Source organism: Pseudomonas oryzihabitans (genome assembly GCF_001518815.1).
GTDB classification, from domain to species: domain Bacteria; phylum Pseudomonadota; class Gammaproteobacteria; order Pseudomonadales; family Pseudomonadaceae; genus Chryseomonas; species Chryseomonas oryzihabitans_E.
Map to the genome: position 1 here is coordinate 3,765,577 of NZ_CP013987.1, position 19,060 is coordinate 3,784,636.

Consider the following 19,060-nt stretch of genomic DNA (forward strand, 5'->3'; position numbering starts at 1 on the left):
TCATCCGACCTAACCGCGCAGCAACCAGAGCACCAGCTGGGCCCCCAGCAGATTGCTCAGACCCGCCAGCACCATGACCAGCCCGGCCACAGTGCCCTCTTCCAGACCAACCTCGTAGGCCTTGCTGGTGCCCACACCATGGGCGCCCATGCCGAACAGGGCGCCGCGGGCCAGCGCCGACTTGAGTGGCAACAGCTTGATCAGCAGGCTACCGAGGATGGCGCCACCCAGCCCGGTGATCATCACGAAGGCCGCGGTCAATTCGGGGACGCCGCCCACGGTGGCGGACATCGGCATGGCGAAGGGGGTGCTGATGGAGCGCGGCAGCATGGACAGCAGCACCCGGTCGTCCAGCAGCAGCAGCCGGGCCAGCAACCAGGAGCTGCCGATGGCCACGCCACTACCCACGCAGAGTCCGGCCAGCAGCGCCTGCCAATAGCGCGCCAGGAGCCGGCGCTGTTGCCAGATCGGCACCGCGAAGGCCACCGTCGCCGGTCCCAGCAGGGTGATCAGCCAACGGCTGTAGTGGGCATACTGGGCATAGCTCACCTGCTGCCAGAGCGTGGCGGCATAGAGCAGCACCGTGACGAAGATGATCGGACTGACCACATACCAGCGCAGACGCGCATAGAGCAGGCGGCTCACCACGTACCCGGCCACCGTCAGCAACAGCCAGAAGAGCCCGGGCAGATCAAGCATCGCGACGCCCCCGACGGCGGAACATCCAGTCCACGGTATAGGCGGTGGCGACCATGGTCAGTACGGTACTGAGCAGAATCGCCAGCAGAATGCGCACGCCCTCCTGCCGGAGCAAGGGGCCGTAATCGAGCAGACTCAGCAAGGCGGGAATGAAGAACAGCAGCATTTCGCCCAGCAGCAGGCGCACCCCATTCTGCAACCACTCGGGCTCGACGATGCGCGCGGCCAACAGCAACAGCAGCATGGCCAGACCTACTACACCGCCCGGTACCGGCAAGGCGAAGGAGGTCGCCAGCCAAGTACCCACGCCCCACAGCGCGCCCAATCCGCACAGCTCCAGAGCCAGGCGCAGATATCTATTCACCCAGGGCTCCATCTCAAATCATCATCAGGCGCTCAAGGATACCGAGGCTGAGGTGACGAGGACAGCCGACCGGGCCCAGCGGCGGGATCAGCGCGAGTAAAGCAGCTTTGCTCACTGGGCAAGATCAGCCCAGCGCGGCGATGACCTCGGCGATCCAGCCCTCGGCGTCTTCGTCCGGCGTCACCGTCTCGCTGGCATCGATGCGCAGCATGGGCAGCAACTCATGCAGTCCCAGCTCGGCGAACAGCTCCTGCATCAGCTCGCCACCGCCGCAATAGGTGTCGCCATAGCTGGAATCACCCAGCGCCAGCACGGCACCTGGCCGTCCCTGCCAGGGCGGCAGGCGATCGCGCAGCTGGAAGTACAGTGACTCCAGGTTGGCGGGCAGCTCGCCCATGCCCGTGGTGGAAGTGATGGCCAGCAGGGCCTCGGGCGCGAAGGCCTCCAGACTGGCAAGATCGGCATTCGGCTGGTGCCAGACCTCATGGCCCGCCGTGGCCAGACGCGCCTTCACCTGGCGCGCGATATCTTCCGCGGTGCCGTATACCGAGCCATTCAACAATGCGACTTTCATACAAACCTCTTGCGTGGAATCCCACCCAGTATGCCTGGCGCGACTGTCGTTGGCGCTCCGTCTGCGCCGCTGCTCCGCTGGCAACCACCGCTGCTGCCAAGGGTCTCAAGGCTTGTTATGCTAGCGCCGCCTGCTACCCCAGGCGTTTTCGCCACCTGCCCGCCTACCCGGCGGCGTGACGGCATCCGGCCTATCCGGCCTGATCGCCCGGAGTTAGAGCATGAATCAGCCTGTTACCCTCATGGTCGCGCGGCGCGTGGCGGCCGGCCAATACGACGCCTTTCTGGTCTGGCTGCGCGAAGGCGAAGCCCTGGCCACTGCCTATCCCGGCTATCTCGGTTCGGGTGTCCTGACCCCGCCACCGGGCGATAACCTGGTACAGATCATCTTTCGTTTCGCCTGCCCCCAGACCCTCGACGAGTGGGAACATTCGGACACGCGGCGCCTCTGGCTGGAGCGGGGCCAGGGTCTGTTCGAAGCCCCCCAGGCACGCCGCGCCCAGGGCATGGACGACTGGTTCGGTGCCGGCATCCAGCCGCCGCCGCGCTGGAAGCAGAGCATCGCCGTCTGGCTGGCGTTCTTTCCCATCTCGCTGCTGTTCAATGCCGCCTTCGGCGATCACCTCGCCCATCTGCCATTGCTGCCGCGTATCCTGCTGAGCACCCTGATCCTCACTCCGGTCATGGTCTGCGTCTTCATTCCGCTGATTACCCGGGCGCTCAAGGGCTGGCTGCACAACGCCTCCTCGCGGGCCAACGACTGGCGCAGCAGCGCCCGCTAGATCGCAAGGGATCGGCCTGCATCCTGACGAGTCGAATGCGTACAATGGCGGACAGCCTTCTGGCCGCTTCGCTCATCAGGATCGGGTACCCTCATGTCCGCAACCCTTCCCCTTCTGGTCACCGGTGCCAATCGCCGTGTCGGTCTTGCCTTGACCCGCCGGCTGCTGGCAGAGGGTCAGCCCGTCATCGCGGTCTACCGCGACGATCCGGGGCCCCTGCGCGAACTCGAAATCGAAGCCTATCAGGTCAATCTGGCGGAAGAGTCGCAGCGCGATCTCCTGCTGCAGCAGTTGCATGAACGCCACCGGGCATTGCGCGGCATCGTGCACAACGCCTCGGTCTGGGCCGAAGACGGCCTGGACAATCTGCGCCTGCTCTATCGCCTTCACCTGGAAGCGCCTTACCACCTCAACCTGGGCCTGCAGGAGTTGCTGCTGGCTGCGCCGCGCGCCGACATCATCCATATCGGTGACGACAGCGCGACCCGGGGCAGTCGCAATCACATCGGCTACGCCGCCACCAAGGCCGCCCTGCACAACCTGACCCTGTCCTTCGCCGAAGCCCTGGCGCCCACCGTTCGAGTCAACACCATCGCCCCAGGCCTGCTGATTTTCAAGGAAGGCGCGGACGAGGCCTATCGCCAGGCGACCCTGGACAAGGCGCTGCTGGATTTCGAACCCGGCGCCGAGCCTATCGTGGATACCGTGCTCTATTTGCTGTCGACCCAGTACGCGACCGGCAGCACCTTTACCGTCAACGGCGGGCGCCACCTGCGCCACGGCCGACGCTAGCAAGAGGAATCAGCCATGACCGAACAAGACCGCCTGGAACTGGAAGCCGCCGCCTTCCGTACCCTGGTCCAGCACCTGCGCAAGCGCACCGATGTCCAGAACATCGACCTGATGAACCTTTCCGGTTTCTGCCGCAACTGCCTGTCCAAATGGTACAAGGCCGCCGCGGATGACAAGGGCCTGGAGCTGAGTCTCGATGACGCCCGCGAAGCCGTCTATGGCATGCCCTATGCCGACTGGAAAGCCCAGCACCAGACCGAAGCCACGCCAGCTCAGGCAGCCGCCTTCCAGGAGCAGCAGAGCAAATGAGCGACCTGTCCAGCTTTCGCGCCAGCCTGGCCAGTGGCGATCATGCCTTCGCCGACACCCTGGCCTTTGTCACCGAGCACTACCACTACCAGCCTACCGCCTTTCGCAACGGTGACGTCGACAATGCCGCCGGCCAGAACGAAGGCTCCTGCAAGACCCTGGGGTTGGCCACACTCGAAGGCCTGAGCGATCAGGAAGCCCTGTTGGCCTTTGGCGAGCACTATCGCAGTGTGCTGCAGACGCCCGAGGGCAGTGACCACGCCAACATTCGCGCCCTCCTCGCCAACGGCCTGGCCAAGGTGCACTTCCAGGGCGAACCCCTGAGTCGTCGCTAGGGTTTCTGGCGGCCATAAAAAAAGCCCTGCGGATGCAGGGCTTTTTTGTAGAACCGGGCTCAGACGGCAGCCGCGGGTCTCATATAGGAAATGGGTGCCAGACCGGAATCTTCGAAGGTGACCACTTCCCAGGCATCACGATCGGCCAGCAGCGCACGCAGCAGACGATTGTTCATGGCGTGGCCGGACTTGTAGCCGCGGAACTCGCCGATGAGGCTCTTGCCAAGCAGATACAGGTCACCGATGGCGTCGAGGATCTTGTGCTTCACGAACTCGTCTTCATAGCGAAGACCGTCTTCGTTCATCACGCCCTTCTCGTCCACCACGATGGCGTTGTCCACGCTACCGCCCAGGGCCAGGTTGTGCGAGCGCAGGAATTCCAGGTCCCGCATGAAGCCAAAGGTACGGGCACGACTGACCTCCTTGAGGAAGGAGGTGCTCGAAAAGTCCACCGAGGCTTTCTGGGTACGGTTGTTGACCACCGGGTGATCGAAATCTATTTCGAAGGTCACCTTGAAGCCATCGAAAGGCACGAAGGTGGCGCGCTTGTCACCGTCGACGACGGTCACTTCCCGCTTGATGCGGATGAACTGCTTGGGCGCTTCCTGTTCCTGCAGACCCGCGGACTGGATCAGGAACACGAAGGGGCCGGCGCTGCCGTCCATGATCGGTACTTCGACCGCGGACAGCTCGACGTAGGCATTGTCGATACCCAGACCGGCCATGGCCGACAGCAGGTGCTCAACGGTACCCACCTTGACGCCACTGTCACTGAACAGGTTGGTCGACATGGTGGTTTCACCCACGTTCTCGGCCCAGGCCGGGATTTCCACGACCGGATCGAGATCGGTGCGACGGAACACGATTCCCGTATCGACCGGAGCCGGCTTCAGGGTCAGGTAAACCTTCTCCCCCGAGTGCAGGCCTACGCCAGTGGCGCGAATGGTGTTCTTGAGGGTGCGTTGTCTAATCATGCCAGGGCCGCTCGGTCGCAGGGTGCGAATGGTGTTCAACGAAGTCGCGATGATAGCAGATGCGAAAATCGATGCCCACTAATCACACCCTGGCTTGTGATATACCCGATCAATCAGCCTGACGACGCAGGAAGGCCGGGATGTCCAGGTAATCCAGGTCGTCGTTGGGATTGACCTTGGTCGCTGCTGCCGAGCCGCCATGATTCTGGCTGCCACGACCGGAGCGCATCGAGGTCGGGTACTTGAGGTCGTCGTAGTTGACCGGACCCGCTTCCTGACGTGCAGCGGCCAGGGTCTGAGCGGTGTTGTCCACCACCTTGACCGGCTTCTCGATGCGCGCACCCAGGCCGGTGGCGACCACGGTGACATGCAGCTCGTCGCGCATTTCCGGATCGATCACCGCGCCGACCTTAACGGTGGCGTGCTCGGACGCGAAGTCCTCGATGATCTCACCCACGGCGGCGTATTCACCCAGGGACAGGTCCAGGCCGGCAGTGATGTTGACCAGGATGCCACGGGCGCCGTGCAGGTTGACGTCTTCCAGCAGCGGGTTGCGGATGGCCGCTTCGGTGGCTTCACGTGCACGGTTCGGACCGCTGGCGTGACCAGTACCCATCATGGCCATGCCCATCTCGCCCATCACGGTCTTGACGTCGGCGAAGTCGACGTTCATCAGGCCGGGACGCTGCATGATGTCGGAGATACCACGGACGGCGCCGGCGAGAACGTCGTCAGCCTTGGCGAAGGCAGCCAGCAGGCTGGCGTCCTTGCCCAGAATGGTCAGCAGCTTCTCGTTGGGGATGGTGATCAGCGAGTCGACACATTCGGACAGGGAACGGATACCTTCGTCGGCGACCTGCATGCGCTTGCGGCCTTCGAAGGGGAAAGGACGGGTGACCACGGCAACGGTCAGGATACCCATTTCCTTGGCCACCTCGGCAATGATCGGCGCAGCACCGGTACCGGTGCCACCGCCCATGCCGGTGGTGATGAAGACCATGTCGGCGCCTTCGAGGACTTCGGCGATACGCTCACGATCTTCCATGGCCGCCTGGCGGCCGATTTCCGGGTTGGTGCCAGCACCAAGACCCTTGGTGACACCCGGGCCGAGTTGCAGCACGGTACGGGATGTGACGTTCTTCAGGGCCTGGGCGTCGGTATTTGCACAGATGAATTCGACGCCTTCAACACCGCTTTTGACCATGTGGTTAACGGCGTTGCCACCGCCACCGCCCACGCCGATGACTTTGATCACGGCGCTTTGTGGAATGTTGTCTACGAGTTCGAACATGGTCCCCTCTCTTTCCTTTCGGATCTTCGCCTACTGCCGCGGTTTAATTGTGAATTACAAGTTGCCCTGGACCCAACGCTTCATGCGTTCCAGGACTGTGGATTTGGTTTCGCTGCTATATCCGCCAGAAACAACCGGCAGGGGATCGGTCTGCTTTTGCAGACCATAGAGCAACAGGCCGACGCCTGTGGAATAGATCGGGTTGCTGATTACATCAGTCAGACCCTTGACCGTCTGGGGCACCCCCAGGCGTACCGGCATATGGAAAATCTCTTCCGCCAGTTCGACCGCGCCTTCCATCTTCGCGGTACCACCGGTGAGTACGATCCCTGCGGGGATCAGATCCTCGTAACCACTGCGGCGCAGTTCCGCTTGCACCAGTGTGAATAGCTCATCGTAACGGGGCTCGACCACTTCCGCGAGGGCCTGACGCGACAATTCTCGCGGCGGACGATCACCCACGCTGGGGACCTTGATGGTTTCACCCGGGCCAGCCAGCTTTGCCAGGGCACAAGCATACCGAATCTTGATTTCTTCGGCATATTGCGTCGGGGTTCTCAAGGCCATGGCGATGTCATTTGTGACTTGGTCGCCAGCAATAGGTATCACCGCCGTATGGCGGATGGCGCCTTCGGTAAAGATGGCAATATCGGTAGTGCCGCCACCGATGTCCACCAGGCAAACGCCCAATTCCTTTTCATCATCTGTCAGCACCGAATAAGCCGAAGCCAGCTGCTCCAGAATGATGTCGTCAACTTCCAGTCCGCAGCGCCGTACGCACTTCTCGATGTTCTGCGCGGCATTGACGGCGCAGGTCACCACATGGACCTTGGCTTCCAGTCGGACGCCAGACATGCCCAGGGGCTCACGCACGCCTTCCTGGTTGTCGATCACATAGTCCTGGGCCAGGGTGTGCAGCACGCGCTGATCGGCAGGAATGGCCACCGCCTGGGCGGCATCGAGTACCCGCTCGATGTCGGCGGGGCTCACTTCACGGTCGCGGATCGCCACGATGCCGTGGGAATTCAGACTGCGGATGTGATTGCCGGCAATGCCGACGAAGGCCGAATGGATTCGGCAACCGGCCATCAGCTGGGCTTCTTCGATGGCCCGCTGGATGGAGGCGACGGTGGATTCGATGTTGACCACCACGCCTTTCTTGAGCCCGCGCGACGGATGGGTGCCGATTCCGACGATCTCGATCTGACCATCGGAAGACACCTCGCCGACCAGAGCCACGACCTTGGAAGTGCCGATGTCGAGGCCGACGATCATCTTGCCGCTTTGCACGCTTGCCATAGTAAAAAACTTCTCCTCAATGCTTGGCCGGTTCGGTCACGGGGGTGGCAGCGATAGCGGGATCACGCCAGGCCACGGCCAGACCGTTCGGATAACGCAGATCGATCCGCGCGATATTGTCCATCTGTGCCTTGAGCACCTGATCGTACAGGCGCATGAAGCGCCGCATCTTTTCCACCAGCTGGTCGCGGCCGAACACCAGTTCCAGGCCCTGACCAGTGGTGAGGTACCAGCTGCCGCGCTCCTGCATTTCCAGGCGTGCCACGGTGTAACCGAGCGGCCGGAGCATCTGGCTGAACATCTGGTACTGCTGCATCACTTGCTGCTGGGCCCGTTTGGGGCCATACAGTCGCGGTAGATTGTCATAGTTGGCCAGATCCTGTGGGGCAAAAGCCTCACCCTGGTTATTCAGCAGCGCCTCGTCACCCCAACGGGCGATGGGCATCTGCTCTTCCAGGCGGATGCTGATCTCGTCAGGCCAGACCCGACGCACCTCGGCATGGGCGATCCAGGGCATGGTTTCCAGTTCGTGGCGCATGTCGGCCAGGTCGACCTGGAAGAAGGTGGTACCCACGAAGGGAGCGATGCGCTGCTGCACCGCTCCCTGACTGATATAGGACAGATCGCCCTTGACGCTGACCTTGGCGATTGGCCGGTCGGCATAAGGCAGCAGCTTCTGGGCCCCTTCGTAGGTGCCAAAGCCCAATCCCAGCAGCAGGAACGGCCAGAGGATGCGCTTGAGCAGGCCCAGGCTTGGGCGCGGCAGGCGCGTCGACAGCGGCTCTTCGGCGACCAGGCGACTGGCGCCCCGCTGCTCGACATTGCGCGAACGGCCAAAGCCGGGCTGGTTGTGACGTAGGGTGGCGACCAAGGTTCAGCCCTCCACGTGCGCGCCGGCAGCAGGAACTGCCAGCAATAGGTTGGATGGATGACGGCTCATGCCGAGCTCCCAGCGGTCGCGGCGGTGGCGAACAGCGGGTGGTTGAGCAGTTGCGGCGCCAGCGCACCGATGTCGCCCGCGCCCTGGCACAGCAGGATGTCGCCTGGGCGCAGCAGCGGTTTGACCAGCGGGGCGATGTTGCTGCCACGCTCCACATAGATCGGATCGAGCTGGCCGCGCTGGCGAATGCTATGGCAGAGCTGACGGCTGTCCGCCCCGGGGATCGGCTCTTCGCCGGCCGGATAGACTTCCATCAGCAGCAGGACGTTGGCATCGGCCAGGACCTGGACGAAGTCCTCGTAGAGATCGCGGGTGCGGCTGAAACGGTGCGGCTGATAGACCATCACCAGCCGGCGCTCGGGCCAGCCACCGCGTACGGCCTTGATCACCGCGGCGACTTCACGCGGGTGGTGACCGTAGTCGTCGACCAGCATGACGCTGCCGCCAGCGACCGGCAGTTCGCCGTAGACCTGGAAGCGCCGCCCGACCCCTTGGAAGCCGGACAGACCATTGAGGATGGCCTCGTCGCTGACGCCTTCGTCGGTGGCAATGGCGATGGTGGCCAGGGCGTTGAGCACATTGTGCACGCCCGGCATGTTGACCGAGACCGCCAGCGGTGCACGCCCCTCACGTAGGACGGTGAAATAGGTGCGCATGCCTTCCTGGCGGATATCCACGGCGCGTACGTCGGCGTCTTCGGCGGTGCCGTAGGTGACGGTGGGACGAGCGACCTGGGGAATGATCTCGCGCACCACCGGGTCGTCGACGCAGAGCACGGCCAGGCCATAGAACGGCAGGTTGTGCAGGAAATCGACGAAGGTGCGCTTGAGCCGATTGAAGTCACCTTCGTAGGTGCTCATGTGGTCGGCGTCGATGTTGGTGACCACGGCGACCATGGGCTGCAGGTGCAGGAAGCTGGCGTCGCTCTCATCGGCCTCGGCGACCAGATAACGGCTGGTGCCGAGCTGGGCGTTGGTGCCGGCGGCGTTCAGACGTCCCCCGATGACGAAGGTGGGATCCAGACCCTCGGCGGCGAACACCGAGGCGATCAGGCTGGTGGTGGTGGTCTTGCCATGGGTGCCGGCGACGGCGATGCCATGACGATAGCGCATCAGCTCGGCGAGCATCTCGGCGCGAGGCACCACGGGAATGCGCTGTTCGAGGGCAGCGGACACCTCGGGATTGGATCTGTTGATGGCGCTGGACACCACCAGAACGTCGACCTGATCCAGGTTTTCCGCGCGATGGCCGATATAGATGCGCGCACCGAACTGCTGCAGGCGTGCCGTGACCGCGGACTCCTTGAGGTCGGAGCCCGAGACTTCGTAACCCAGATTCAGCAGCACCTCGGCGATACCGCACATGCCGACGCCACCGATACCGACGAAATGGATGCGCCGAATGCTGCGCATGCGCCGAACCTCGGCCTGAATGGCACTTTGCGACTTAACCACGGGCAACCTCCAGACAGGCGTCGACGACGGCACGGGTCGCATCGGGTTTGGCCAGGGCACGGCTGCTAGCGGCCATGTCGGCAAGACGTTCGGGATGCATCAGGACCTCGGTAAGCTGCGCGGCGAGATCCGCCGGGCGGGTGGAATGTTGGGGCAGCACCACACCGGCACCGGCACGCTCCAGGAAGCGGGCGTTGCTGGTCTGGTGGTCGTCGATGGCGTGAGGCAGCGGAATCAGCAGCGCCGGCAGGCCGGTGGCCGTCAGCTCGGCGACGGTCAGGGCACCGGCCCGACAGATCACCAGATCGGCCCAGGCATAGGCAGCGGCCATGTCGGCGATGAAGGGCTGGACATCGGCCTCCACCGCGGCATTGGCATAACGCTCGGCGGTCACCTCGGCATGCTGGCGGCCGGCCTGGTGGCGCACATTGGGCCGCAGACCAGCGGGCAACTGGGCCAGCGCCTCGGGCAACAGCTTGTTGAGCGGCTCGGCGCCCAGGCTGCCACCTAGCACCAGCAGGTTGGCGGCGCGCTCGTCCAGCGGTGCGCGGGTCACCGGGGCGAAGAGTTCGGCGCGCACCGGATTGCCGGTGGACAGGCGTTTGGCGGAGGCCGGGAAGGTATCGGCGAAGCCTTCGCACACGCGCGCGGCCAAGGGCACCAGCAGGCGATTGGCGGTGCCGGCATGGGCGTTCTGCTCGTGGATCACCAGCGGAATATTGCATAGCTTGGCCGCCAGGCCACCGGGACCGGTGACAAAGCCGCCCAGGCCCAGTACGCAGATCGGCTTGAGCCGGCGCATGAGACCTATGGCCTGCATCAGGGCGCCGCTGAGTTGCAGAGGCGCCTTCACCAAGGAGCGCATGCCCTTGCCGCGCAGACCGGTGACTGGAATGTGGTGCAGGGTAATGCCGGCCTTGGGCACCACATCGTTTTCAATACCGCGCGGGGTGCCCAGCCAGTGGACGGTATAGCCGCGGGCTTCGAACTCGCGGGCGCAGGCCAGCGCCGGGAAGACGTGCCCGCCTGTGCCACCCGCCATGATGAGGACGTTAGCGGACATCAGCGAAATCCTCCTCGGTGAATTCCACATCCTCGGTATCCGCGAGCGTTCGCCGTTCCCACTCGATGCGCAGCAACAGCCCCATGCTCACGCAGCAGATCACCAGGGAACTGCCGCCATAACTGAGGAAAGGCAATGTCAGGCCCTTAGTCGGCAGCAGGCCGACGTTCACCCCGATGTTGATCAGAAACTGACCGATCCAGAGCATCGACAGACCATAGGCCACATAGGCCGAGAAGAACTGCTTGGACTGCTCGGCCCAGTGGCCGATGAACAGGCCACGGACGCAGACGAAGAGGAACAGGCCGACGGTGGCCATGGCGCCGATCAGCCCCAGCTCTTCGGCCAGCACGGCGAAGAGGAAGTCGGTGTGGGCTTCGGGCAGATAGAACTGCTTCTGGATGCTGTTACCCAGGCCCAGACCGGTCCAGCCGCCGCGACCGAAGGCGATCAGCGCCTGGGTCAGCTGGTAGCCGGAACCGAACTGGTCGGCCCAGGGATCGGTAAAGGTGATCAGGCGCTGCATCCGGTAGGACTGGGTCTGCACCAGGACGAACACCGCCAGTACCGCCAGGGCGACCATCAGCATGAAGCGGAACAGGCCGACACCGCCGAGGAACAGCATGGCGCCGGCGGCGCCCATCATCACCACGGTAGCGCCGAAGTCGGGCTCGCGCAGCAGCAGCATGGCCATCGGCAGGAGCACGATGAAGGGCTTGAAGAAACCGGCCCAGGTATGGCGCACCTCGTGCTGACGGCGCACCAGGTAACCTGACAGATAGAGCACCACGAAGACCTTGGCGATCTCCGAGGGCTGCACGTTGAAGATGCCGAAGCCGATCCAGCGCAACGAGCCGTTCACCTCGCGACCGATGCCGGGCACCAGTACCGCCACCAGCAGCAGGAAGGCGATGATCAGCAGCGGAAAGCCGAAGCGCTGCCAGGTGGCCATGGGGATCAGCATCACCACGCCGCAGGCAACGAAGCCGATGGCCAGGTAGACCAGGTGGCGATACATGAAATACAGCGGATTGCCGGATTGAGCCGCGGCGACCTCGGACGAAGCCGAGGTCACCATCACCAGGCCAAGGCCGAGCAGCAACAGACAGCCGGCCAGCAGCGGGAAGTCCAGGTCGATGCCATGACGGCTGGCCAGCGGCGAGGGATAGGGGCGCAGCAGGCTGAGAATCATGACAAGCCCTCCACGGCCTGGGCGAACAGCCGTCCGCGTTCCTCGAAGTTGCGGAACATGTCGAGACTGGCACAGGCCGGCGACAACAGCACGGCATCGCCTGGCTGGGCCAGGCTGCGGCTTTCGCGCACGGCTTCCTCCAGCGTAGCAACGTGCACCTGCTTGACGGCCGGAGGCAGTATCTCGGCGATCCGCGCGGCATCGCGTCCCAGCAGTACCACGGCGCGGCAATGGCGACCGATGGGTTCGCGCAAGGCGCTGAAGTCGGCGCCCTTGCCATCGCCACCGGCGATCAGCACCAGTTGGCCGACGATGTCGTCGCCCAGGCCTTCGACGGCCGCCAGGGCAGCGCCGACATTGGTCGCCTTGGAATCGTTGTAGTAGCTGACGCCTGCGACCTCACCCACCCACTGGCAGCGGTGCTCCAGACCAGGAAAGGCACGCAGCGCCTCCAGCATGGGCGCCAGCGGCAACCCTGCGGCCTGACCGAGCGCGAGCGCGGCCAGCGCATTACTGTGATTGTGAGTGCCACGGATCTTGAGTTCCTCGACATCCAGCAGGTTGTCGAAGGCCAGCGCCAGATAGCGGCGACCCTCCTCCTCGCGAATGCCGAAGGCACGGAAATCCGGACGCCCCAGGCCAAAGGTCAGGCAGGGCACGCCCTCGCCGATCAGTGGCCGCGACAGCGCATCGTCGCGATTGACCACCACCTGGCGGGCGCCCCGGAAGATGCGGTGCTTGGCCTGGTGATAGGCCGGCATGCCGGTATAGCGATCCATGTGGTCTTCGCTGAGGTTGAGCACCGTGGCCACCTCGGCGTCCAGCCGCTCGCAGGTCTCCAGCTGGAAGCTCGACAGCTCCAGCACATAGAGCTCGACGTCATCGGCCAGCAGATCCAGCGCCGGAGTGCCCAGATTGCCACCCACGGCGACGCGCTTGCCGGCGCGCCGGGCCATGTCACCGACCAGGGTGGTGACGGTGCTCTTGGCGTTGGAACCGGTGATGGCAACGAGGGGCGCGCGGGCATGGCGCACGAAGAGATCGATGTCGCCGGACAGCCGCACGCCACGGGCAGCGGCCTGTTGCAGGGCCGGCGTTTCCAGCGCCAGGCCCGGACTCACATAGAGCTCGGCAGCCCGGGCGAGGAAGTCGACGTCCAGCTCACCGCAGCACACCTCGATCCCGGGGTACTGGGTTCTCAGGGTCTCCAGTTCCGGCGGCTGTTCCCGCGTGTCGGCCACGGCAAAGGGCACGCCCCGGCGCGCGAGAAAGCGCACCAGCGACATGCCACTCTTGCCGAGGCCGACGACGATACGGAACTGGTCGGAAGCGATGAGCACTGCGGTTACCTCAGTTTCAGGGTGGCGAGACCGAACAGCACCAGGATCACGGTGATGATCCAGAAGCGCACGATGACCCGCGGTTCGGGCCAGCCCTTCAATTCGAAATGGTGGTGGATCGGCGCCATGCGGAAGACGCGCTTGCCGGTCAGCTTGAAGGAGGCGACCTGGATGACCACGGAGAGGGTCTCCATGACGAAGACGCCGCCCATGATGAACAGCACCACTTCCTGACGGACGATCACGGCGATGGTGCCGAGGGCAGCGCCCAGTGCCAGGGCACCGACGTCACCCATGAAGACCATGGCCGGATAGGTGTTGAACCAGAGAAAGCCCAGGCCCGCCCCGATCAGGGCGCCGCAGAAGACGATCAACTCGCCGGAGCCTTCCACATAGGGAATCAGCAGGTAGTCGGCGAATTTCACGTTCCCCGACAGGTAGCAAAAGATACCCAGGGCGCCGCCGACCATTACGGTGGGCATGATCGCCAGGCCATCGAGACCGTCGGTGAGGTTGACCGCGTTGCTGGAGCCGACGATGACGAAGTAGGTCAGCACAACGAAGAAAATCCCCAGCGGGATTTCGATGTTCTTCAGCAGGGGCAGGATCAGCGTGGTTTCGATGGGCGCCTTGGCCGTGACATAGAGGAAGATCGCCGCCCCCAGGCCGAACACCGATTGCCAGAAGTACTTCCAGCGGCTTGGCAGACCCCGGGAGTTCTTTTCGATCACCTTGCGATAGTCATCGACCCAGCCAATGGCGCCGAACAGGAAGGTCACGGCCAGCACGGTCCAGACATAACGATTGTGCAGGTCGGCCCACAGCAGGGTGCTGATGCCGATGGTGGTCAGGATCAGGGCGCCGCCCATGGTGGGGGTGCCGGATTTGGACAGGTGCGACTGGGGGCCATCGTTGCGTACGGCCTGGCCGATTTGACGGATCTGCAGGGTGCGGATCATCCAGGGGCCGAGCCACAACGACAGCATCAGGGCGGTCAGGACGCCCAGAATGCCGCGCAGGCTGAGGTATTGGAAGACAGCGAAGCCCTTGTAGAATTGTTGCAGGAACTCCGCCAACAGCAGCAGCATCAGTGTTTCTCCTCGGTGTTGATAGCGCAGAGCGCGGCGACGACCTTGTCCATCGCGGCGCTGCGGGATCCCTTGATCAGCAGGGTGGTTCCGGCCCGGTCCTCGTCCGCCAGGGCCTCGATCAATTGTTCGCGATCGGCGAAATGCCGGGCCTCGACGCCATAGGCGCGCGCCGCATGGGCCATCGAAGGACCGACGCTATAGAAGGCGTCCACCTTGCCGCGGGCATGCTCGCCCACCTCGCGATGGCCCTGTTCGGTCCATTCGCCCAACTCGGCGATATCGCCCAGGACCACCACGCGACGACCCGGCAAGGCCGCCAGCAAGTCGATCCCGGCTTTCACCGAAGCGGGGTTGGCGTTGTAGCTGTCGTCGATGACCTGTGCGCCGCGCTGGCTGGTGCGGGTCAGGGTGCGCCCCTGGACCGGTGCCGCAGCGGCAAGGCCTCGGGCAACGATGGTCAGGTCCAGGCCGAGGCTGAGCGCTGCAGCGGCAGCGGCCAGCGCATTGCCGACGTTGTGGGCACCCAGCATCTGCAGGGTGATGCGCGCGTCGTCTTGCGCAGTGTGCAGGATGAAGCTCGGACGACCCTGGCTATCCAGGCTCACCTCGGTGGCGCGGACGTCGGCGCGGGCATCCAGGCCGAAGGAAAGGATCTTGCGACCGGCCGCGCGGCGCTGCCAGGTTTCGAACGCCGCGTCGTCACGGTTGAGCACCACGGTGCCCGCCTCGCCCACGCCTTCGATGATCTCGCCCTTGGCTTCGACGATGCGGTCGACACCGCCGAATTCGCCCACATGGGCCTGGCCAGCGTTGGTAATGATAACGACATCCGGGCGTGTCAGGCTCACGGTATAGGCAATGTCCCCCACATGGGAGGCGCCCAATTCGATGACGCCAAAGGCGTGCTCGGCAGCGAGTTGCAGCAAGGTCAGGGGCGCGCCCAGATCGTTGTTCAGATTGCCCTGGGTAGCCAGGGTGGCACCTTGCTGACGCAGGATGGCGGCGAGCAGTTCCTTGACCGTGGTCTTGCCACTGGAGCCCGTCACGGCGGCAATCTGACCTTGGAACAGGTCGCGATTGAAGGCACCCAGGCGACCCAGCGCCAAGCGAGTATCGGCCACCACCAACTGGGGTAGATGGACCTCGGGCACGGCCCGCTCCACCAGGGCTGCCGCAGCGCCCTGGGCGGCCACGTCGGCCAGATAGGCATGACCATCGAAGCGTGGCCCGGCCAGGGCGACGAACAGCTGCCCGGCCACGGCCTTGCGGCTGTCGGTGCCAACGCCGTCGAACAGGGCATCGGCGCCCAGCAGGTTGCCGGTCAGGGCCTCGGCCACTTCGGTAAGGGTGAAGGATCTAAGCATGCTGTCGCTCCCAGGCGGTCAGGGCCCGCTCGGCCTGGTCGAGATCGGAAAAGGGATGCCGGACCCCAGCGATTTCCTGGTAGGGCTCATGGCCCTTGCCGGCCAGCAGGACGATGTCGTGCGGATTCGCCTCGGCGATCGCCTGGGCGATGGCCACCTCGCGACGCCCGGCGAAGCGCACCTGATGGGGCTGCTGGAAGCCCGCACGGATGTCGGCGACGATGGCGGTGGGATCTTCAGTACGCGGATTGTCGTCGGTCACTACCACCCGATCGGCCAGCCGCTCAGCCAGCGCGGCCATTTCCGGTCGCTTGCCACGATCGCGGTCGCCGCCGCAGCCAAACACGCAGATCAGTCGGCCCGAGCTACTGACATGGGGCCGCAGCGCGGTGAGCACCTTGTCCAAGGCATCGGGAGTGTGGGCGTAGTCCACCACTACCAACGGCCGCCCGGCGCCACCCAGGCGCTGCATGCGCCCGGCAGGCCCCTGCAGCTGCGGCAGGATGGCGAGGATATCGGCCAGTGGATGACCCAGGCCCAGCAAGCCACCGATGGCGGCCAGCAGGTTGCTCAGGTTGAAGCGCCCGATCAACTGACTGCGCAATTCGCCCGTGCCCTGGGCGGTGACCAGACGTGCCCGTACACCGTGATCGTCGAATCGTGGATCCTGGCAATAGAGGCTGGCAGCCGGATCACTCAGGCTGTAGGTCAGGGTCGTGGCCGAGCTGGCGCGACTCGCCAGCTCGCGCCCGAAGGCGTCGTCCAGATTGAGGACGCGGGTGCCAAGCGCCGGCCAGGCGAACAATTGGGCCTTGGCTTCGCCATAGGCTTCCATGGTGCCGTGGAAATCGAGGTGGTCGCGGGTCAGATTGGTGAAGACCGCGACCTTGAAGGCCAGGGCGGCCACGCGCCCTTGAGCCAGGCCATGGGACGAGACTTCCATGGCGACGGTGGAAGCGCCCCCCTCGGCCAGCTCGGCCAGGGTCGCCTGCAACTTGAGGGCATCCGGGGTGGTGTGGCGGCCTTCAGCGAGAGCGCCATAGAAGCCGTTGCCCAGGGTACCGACGATACCGCAGCGCTGACCGAGCAGGTCACAGGCCTGGGCAATCAACTGGCTGACACTGGTCTTGCCATTGGTGCCGGTCACGCCAACCAGGGCCAGGCGCTGACTGGGCTCACCATGGAAGCGACCGGCGATGGCGGACAACTGCTCGGCAAGGCCCTCGATGGCTATCATCGGGATATCCAGGGCCGGGAGCGCCGGAGCGTCTTTCGCCTCATAGGCGATGGCGGCAGCCCCCTGCCCGCCAGCGGCCGCGACATGAGCGCGGCCATCGCTATGGGCACCGGGAATGGCCAGGAACAGAACGCCTGGGCGGACTTCACGGCTGTCCAGGGCCAATCCAGCGATCTCGACGGCAGGACAGCTGACGGCCAGCAACTCGGACAGTAGGCGGCTCATCGGTCACGCTCCCCTACCAGCAGGGGCTTGGCCGCGGCCTGGGCCTGCTGTACCGGCAGCGGCTGGAGGTTGTCCGGCTGGATGTTCATCAGGCGCAGGGCACCGGACATCACGCGACTGAATACCGGAGCCGAGACCACGCCACCGTAGTAGCCACCCTTGCTCGGGCGATCTATCACCACCACTGCTGCCAGGCGCGGATTGCTGGTGGGGCCGAAACCGGCGAACAGCGAGCGATAGGAATTCTCGGCATAGCCGCGGGTACCGGTGCTGGTCTTGCGCGCGGTACCGCTCTTGCCGGCGACGTGATAGCCAGGCACCTGGGCACGGAAGGCCCCACCGGGCGCTTCCACGACCTGTTGCAGCATGCCTTGCAGGGTTTTGGCAACGCGCGCGTCCACTGCCTGATCGCTGTCCGGCGCCTTGTCCAGACGCACCATGGACAGGGGCACCGAGCGACCGTCGTTGGCCAGCACCGAATAGGCATGAGCCAGCTGCACAGCGGTCACCGCCAGGCCGTAACCATAGGACAGGGTCGCCGTCTCGGCCGGACGCCAGGTGCGATGGTTGGGCAGGTTGCCGACCCGCTCGCCGGGGAAGCCCAGACCGGTGTCCTGGCCCAGCCCTACGGCGCGCATGGCGTTGTAGATGTTCTCGCCGCCGACGTCGAAGGCGATCTTGCTCATGCCGACGTTGCTGGACTTGATGAGGATGCCGGTCAGGTCCAGGGCGCCATCGCTGTGGGAGACGTCCTTGATGGTGTAGCGACCGATCTGCAGCGAGCCGGGATAGACGTTGACCTTGTCACTAGGCTTCCAGCGACCGCTGGCCAGCGCCGCGGTCATGGAGATCGGCTTCATCACCGAGCCGGGTTCCATGACGTCGATCATCGCCCGGTTGCGCATGGCAGCCGGTTCGAGTGTGCGTCTGTTGTTGGGGTTGTAGGTGGGCATGTTGACCATGGCCAGGACCTCACCGGTCTTGACGTCGACGATGGTCAGGCTGCCCGCCTCGGCTTCGAACTGGGTCAAGGCATTGCGCAGCTCGCGGGCGGCGAGATACTGCAGGCGCAGGTCGATGGACAACGCCAGGGTGTTGCCCGGCTTCGCGTTCTTGGCCACCTGCACGTCCCGGATCAGGCGACCACGGCGATCCTTGACCACCTGCCGACGGCCCGGCACGCCCGACAGCCATTCGTTGAAGGCCAGCTCGATGCCTTCGCGTCCGTGATCGTCGATGTCGGTGAAGCCGACCACGTGGGCTGCCACCTCTCCAGCCGGATAGAAACGGCGAAATTCCTCGATGTCGTAGACCCCGGGAATCTTGTGCGCCTTGACCTGCGTCATCACCGCCTCGCCCTGCTCGGGCGTCAGGCCTCGGGCCAGGTAGAGGAATTCCTTGCTGGCGTTCTGCTCGATGCGCTTGGCCAGGTCCGCACGGGGCTGGCCAACGGCGTCGGCCAGGATCGCCCAGCGATCTTCAGCGCCGAGCAACTCCTTGGGATTGATCCACAGGGTGGTGACCGGCGTGCTGACCGCCAGAGGTTCACCATTGCGATCGGTGATCAGGCCGCGATGCGCTGGAATGGGAATGGTGCGGACACTGCGTGCGTCGCCCTGCCCCTTGAGGAAGGCCCGGTCGATCACGTGCAGATCGACGATGCGCCAGATGATGGTGCCGACCATGACCAGCAACAGCCCGATAATGAGGCTGAAGCGCCAGGGCAGGCGCGCGAC

Annotated in this window: 19 protein-coding genes; 4 read left to right on the forward strand and 15 right to left on the reverse strand. The window is 64.5% G+C overall.

From position 1 onward, the window contains the following. Nucleotides 1-9: 9 nt before the first annotated feature. From APT59_RS17155 to APT59_RS17165, 3 genes are all read right to left on the reverse strand, one after another. Complete coding sequence (locus tag APT59_RS17155) at nt 10-699, reverse strand: LrgB family protein (RefSeq protein ID WP_059315958.1); 690 nt, start codon at nt 697-699, stop codon at nt 10-12. Beyond that, entirely contained in the window at nt 692-1,075 is a 384-nt protein-coding gene (locus tag APT59_RS17160) for a CidA/LrgA family protein (protein ID WP_059315959.1), read from the reverse strand. The genes APT59_RS17155 and APT59_RS17160 overlap by 8 nt, the downstream gene beginning before the upstream one ends. 112 nt (nt 1,076-1,187) lie before the next feature. Continuing rightward, nucleotides 1,188-1,637, reverse strand: coding sequence for a flavodoxin (locus tag APT59_RS17165; RefSeq protein ID WP_059315960.1), 450 nt, complete (start codon nt 1,635-1,637; stop codon nt 1,188-1,190). Between the two features lie 220 nt (nt 1,638-1,857). Between APT59_RS17165 and APT59_RS17170 the strand changes: the two genes are divergently transcribed. The 4 genes from APT59_RS17170 (at nt 1,858) to APT59_RS17185 (ending at nt 3,854) form a co-directional block, all read left to right on the forward strand. Then, a complete protein-coding gene (locus APT59_RS17170; protein WP_059315961.1) occupies nt 1,858-2,418 on the forward strand; it encodes a hypothetical protein in 561 nt (186 codons plus the stop codon). Between the two features lie 93 nt (nt 2,419-2,511). Next, nucleotides 2,512-3,210: a dihydromonapterin reductase gene (gene folM / locus APT59_RS17175; protein WP_059315962.1), complete on the forward strand. Its 699-nt coding sequence runs from the start codon at nt 2,512-2,514 to the stop codon at nt 3,208-3,210. Between the two features lie 15 nt (nt 3,211-3,225). Further along, nucleotides 3,226-3,519 (forward strand): DUF1244 domain-containing protein, encoded by a 294-nt coding sequence (locus tag APT59_RS17180; RefSeq protein ID WP_059315963.1) that lies wholly within the window; start codon nt 3,226-3,228, stop codon nt 3,517-3,519. Continuing rightward, nucleotides 3,516-3,854, forward strand: a complete 339-nt coding sequence (locus APT59_RS17185; protein ID WP_059315964.1) for a HopJ type III effector protein — start codon at nt 3,516-3,518, stop codon at nt 3,852-3,854. The genes APT59_RS17180 and APT59_RS17185 overlap by 4 nt, the downstream gene beginning before the upstream one ends. Before the next feature lie 59 nt (nt 3,855-3,913). Here the strand turns inward: APT59_RS17185 and lpxC are convergent, their stop codons facing one another. The 12 genes from lpxC to APT59_RS17245 form a co-directional block, all read right to left on the reverse strand. After that, a complete protein-coding gene (gene lpxC / locus APT59_RS17190; protein ID WP_059315965.1) occupies nt 3,914-4,828 on the reverse strand; it encodes a UDP-3-O-acyl-N-acetylglucosamine deacetylase in 915 nt (304 codons plus the stop codon). 109 nt (nt 4,829-4,937) lie between these two features. Beyond that, entirely contained in the window at nt 4,938-6,119 is a 1,182-nt protein-coding gene (ftsZ, locus tag APT59_RS17195; RefSeq protein ID WP_059315966.1) for a cell division protein FtsZ, read from the reverse strand. Nucleotides 6,120-6,173: 54 nt separating this feature from the next. Beyond that, on the reverse strand, nt 6,174-7,418 hold the full coding sequence (ftsA, locus tag APT59_RS17200; protein ID WP_007162051.1) for a cell division protein FtsA: 1,245 nt from the start codon (nt 7,416-7,418) through the stop codon (nt 6,174-6,176). A 16-nt stretch (nt 7,419-7,434) separates the two neighbouring features. Further along, nucleotides 7,435-8,289 carry a cell division protein FtsQ/DivIB gene (locus APT59_RS17205; protein WP_059315967.1) on the reverse strand — a complete coding sequence of 285 codons (855 nt, stop codon included), beginning with the start codon at nt 8,287-8,289 and terminating at the stop codon, nt 7,435-7,437. Between the two features lie 65 nt (nt 8,290-8,354). Continuing rightward, the gene (murC, locus tag APT59_RS17210) at nt 8,355-9,770 is read right to left on the reverse strand and encodes a UDP-N-acetylmuramate--L-alanine ligase (protein ID WP_217265999.1); all 1,416 of its coding nucleotides are present in this window, start codon (nt 9,768-9,770) and stop codon (nt 8,355-8,357) included. 34 nt (nt 9,771-9,804) lie between these two features. Further along, nucleotides 9,805-10,875, reverse strand: a complete 1,071-nt coding sequence (murG, locus tag APT59_RS17215) for an undecaprenyldiphospho-muramoylpentapeptide beta-N-acetylglucosaminyltransferase (protein WP_059315969.1) — start codon at nt 10,873-10,875, stop codon at nt 9,805-9,807. Further along, complete coding sequence (ftsW, locus tag APT59_RS17220; protein ID WP_156429007.1) at nt 10,865-12,064, reverse strand: putative lipid II flippase FtsW; 1,200 nt, start codon at nt 12,062-12,064, stop codon at nt 10,865-10,867. Before ftsW ends, murG begins: the two co-directional genes overlap by 11 nt. Further along, nucleotides 12,064-13,353, reverse strand: a complete 1,290-nt coding sequence (murD, locus tag APT59_RS17225; protein WP_059316937.1) for a UDP-N-acetylmuramoyl-L-alanine--D-glutamate ligase — start codon at nt 13,351-13,353, stop codon at nt 12,064-12,066. Before murD ends, ftsW begins: the two co-directional genes overlap by 1 nt. Nucleotides 13,354-13,412: 59 nt before the next feature. After that, on the reverse strand, nt 13,413-14,495 hold the full coding sequence (mraY, locus tag APT59_RS17230; RefSeq protein WP_059315971.1) for a phospho-N-acetylmuramoyl-pentapeptide-transferase: 1,083 nt from the start codon (nt 14,493-14,495) through the stop codon (nt 13,413-13,415). Further along, nucleotides 14,495-15,862, reverse strand: a complete 1,368-nt coding sequence (locus APT59_RS17235; RefSeq protein WP_059315972.1) for a UDP-N-acetylmuramoyl-tripeptide--D-alanyl-D-alanine ligase — start codon at nt 15,860-15,862, stop codon at nt 14,495-14,497. Before APT59_RS17235 ends, mraY begins: the two co-directional genes overlap by 1 nt. Beyond that, nucleotides 15,855-17,324 carry a UDP-N-acetylmuramoyl-L-alanyl-D-glutamate--2,6-diaminopimelate ligase gene (locus APT59_RS17240; RefSeq protein WP_059315973.1) on the reverse strand — a complete coding sequence of 490 codons (1,470 nt, stop codon included), beginning with the start codon at nt 17,322-17,324 and terminating at the stop codon, nt 15,855-15,857. The genes APT59_RS17235 and APT59_RS17240 overlap by 8 nt, the downstream gene beginning before the upstream one ends. Continuing rightward, on the reverse strand, nt 17,321-19,009 hold the full coding sequence (locus APT59_RS17245) for a peptidoglycan D,D-transpeptidase FtsI family protein (RefSeq protein WP_420480522.1): 1,689 nt from the start codon (nt 19,007-19,009) through the stop codon (nt 17,321-17,323). The genes APT59_RS17240 and APT59_RS17245 overlap by 4 nt, the downstream gene beginning before the upstream one ends. Between the last annotated feature and the right edge of the window lie 51 nt (nt 19,010-19,060).

Bases quoted from the DNA above. Each gene is read 5' to 3' on its own strand.
- murG (WP_059315969.1), bottom strand. From the start codon at position 10,875: ATGTCCGCTAACGTCCTCATCATGGCGGGTGGCACAGGCGGGCACGTC.
- folM (WP_059315962.1), top strand. From the start codon at position 2,512: ATGTCCGCAACCCTTCCCCTTCTGGTCACCGGTGCCAATCGCCGTGTC.
- APT59_RS17235 (WP_059315972.1), bottom strand. From the start codon at position 15,862: ATGCTTAGATCCTTCACCCTTACCGAAGTGGCCGAGGCCCTGACCGGC.
- APT59_RS17185 (WP_059315964.1), top strand. From the start codon at position 3,516: ATGAGCGACCTGTCCAGCTTTCGCGCCAGCCTGGCCAGTGGCGATCAT.
- ftsZ (WP_059315966.1), bottom strand. From the start codon at position 6,119: ATGTTCGAACTCGTAGACAACATTCCACAAAGCGCCGTGATCAAAGTC.
- APT59_RS17160 (WP_059315959.1), bottom strand. From the start codon at position 1,075: ATGGAGCCCTGGGTGAATAGATATCTGCGCCTGGCTCTGGAGCTGTGC.
- APT59_RS17170 (WP_059315961.1), top strand. From the start codon at position 1,858: ATGAATCAGCCTGTTACCCTCATGGTCGCGCGGCGCGTGGCGGCCGGC.
- murD (WP_059316937.1), bottom strand. From the start codon at position 13,353: ATGTCGCTGGTGCGCTTTCTCGCGCGCCGGGGCGTGCCCTTTGCCGTG.
- mraY (WP_059315971.1), bottom strand. From the start codon at position 14,495: ATGCTGCTGCTGTTGGCGGAGTTCCTGCAACAATTCTACAAGGGCTTC.
- APT59_RS17155 (WP_059315958.1), bottom strand. From the start codon at position 699: ATGCTTGATCTGCCCGGGCTCTTCTGGCTGTTGCTGACGGTGGCCGGG.
- lpxC (WP_059315965.1), bottom strand. From the start codon at position 4,828: ATGATTAGACAACGCACCCTCAAGAACACCATTCGCGCCACTGGCGTA.
- murC (WP_217265999.1), bottom strand. From the start codon at position 9,770: ATGCGCAGCATTCGGCGCATCCATTTCGTCGGTATCGGTGGCGTCGGC.
- APT59_RS17240 (WP_059315973.1), bottom strand. From the start codon at position 17,324: ATGAGCCGCCTACTGTCCGAGTTGCTGGCCGTCAGCTGTCCTGCCGTC.
- APT59_RS17165 (WP_059315960.1), bottom strand. From the start codon at position 1,637: ATGAAAGTCGCATTGTTGAATGGCTCGGTATACGGCACCGCGGAAGAT.
- APT59_RS17245 (WP_420480522.1), bottom strand. From the start codon at position 19,009: ATGGTCGGCACCATCATCTGGCGCATCGTCGATCTGCACGTGATCGAC.
- APT59_RS17180 (WP_059315963.1), top strand. From the start codon at position 3,226: ATGACCGAACAAGACCGCCTGGAACTGGAAGCCGCCGCCTTCCGTACC.
- ftsA (WP_007162051.1), bottom strand. From the start codon at position 7,418: ATGGCAAGCGTGCAAAGCGGCAAGATGATCGTCGGCCTCGACATCGGC.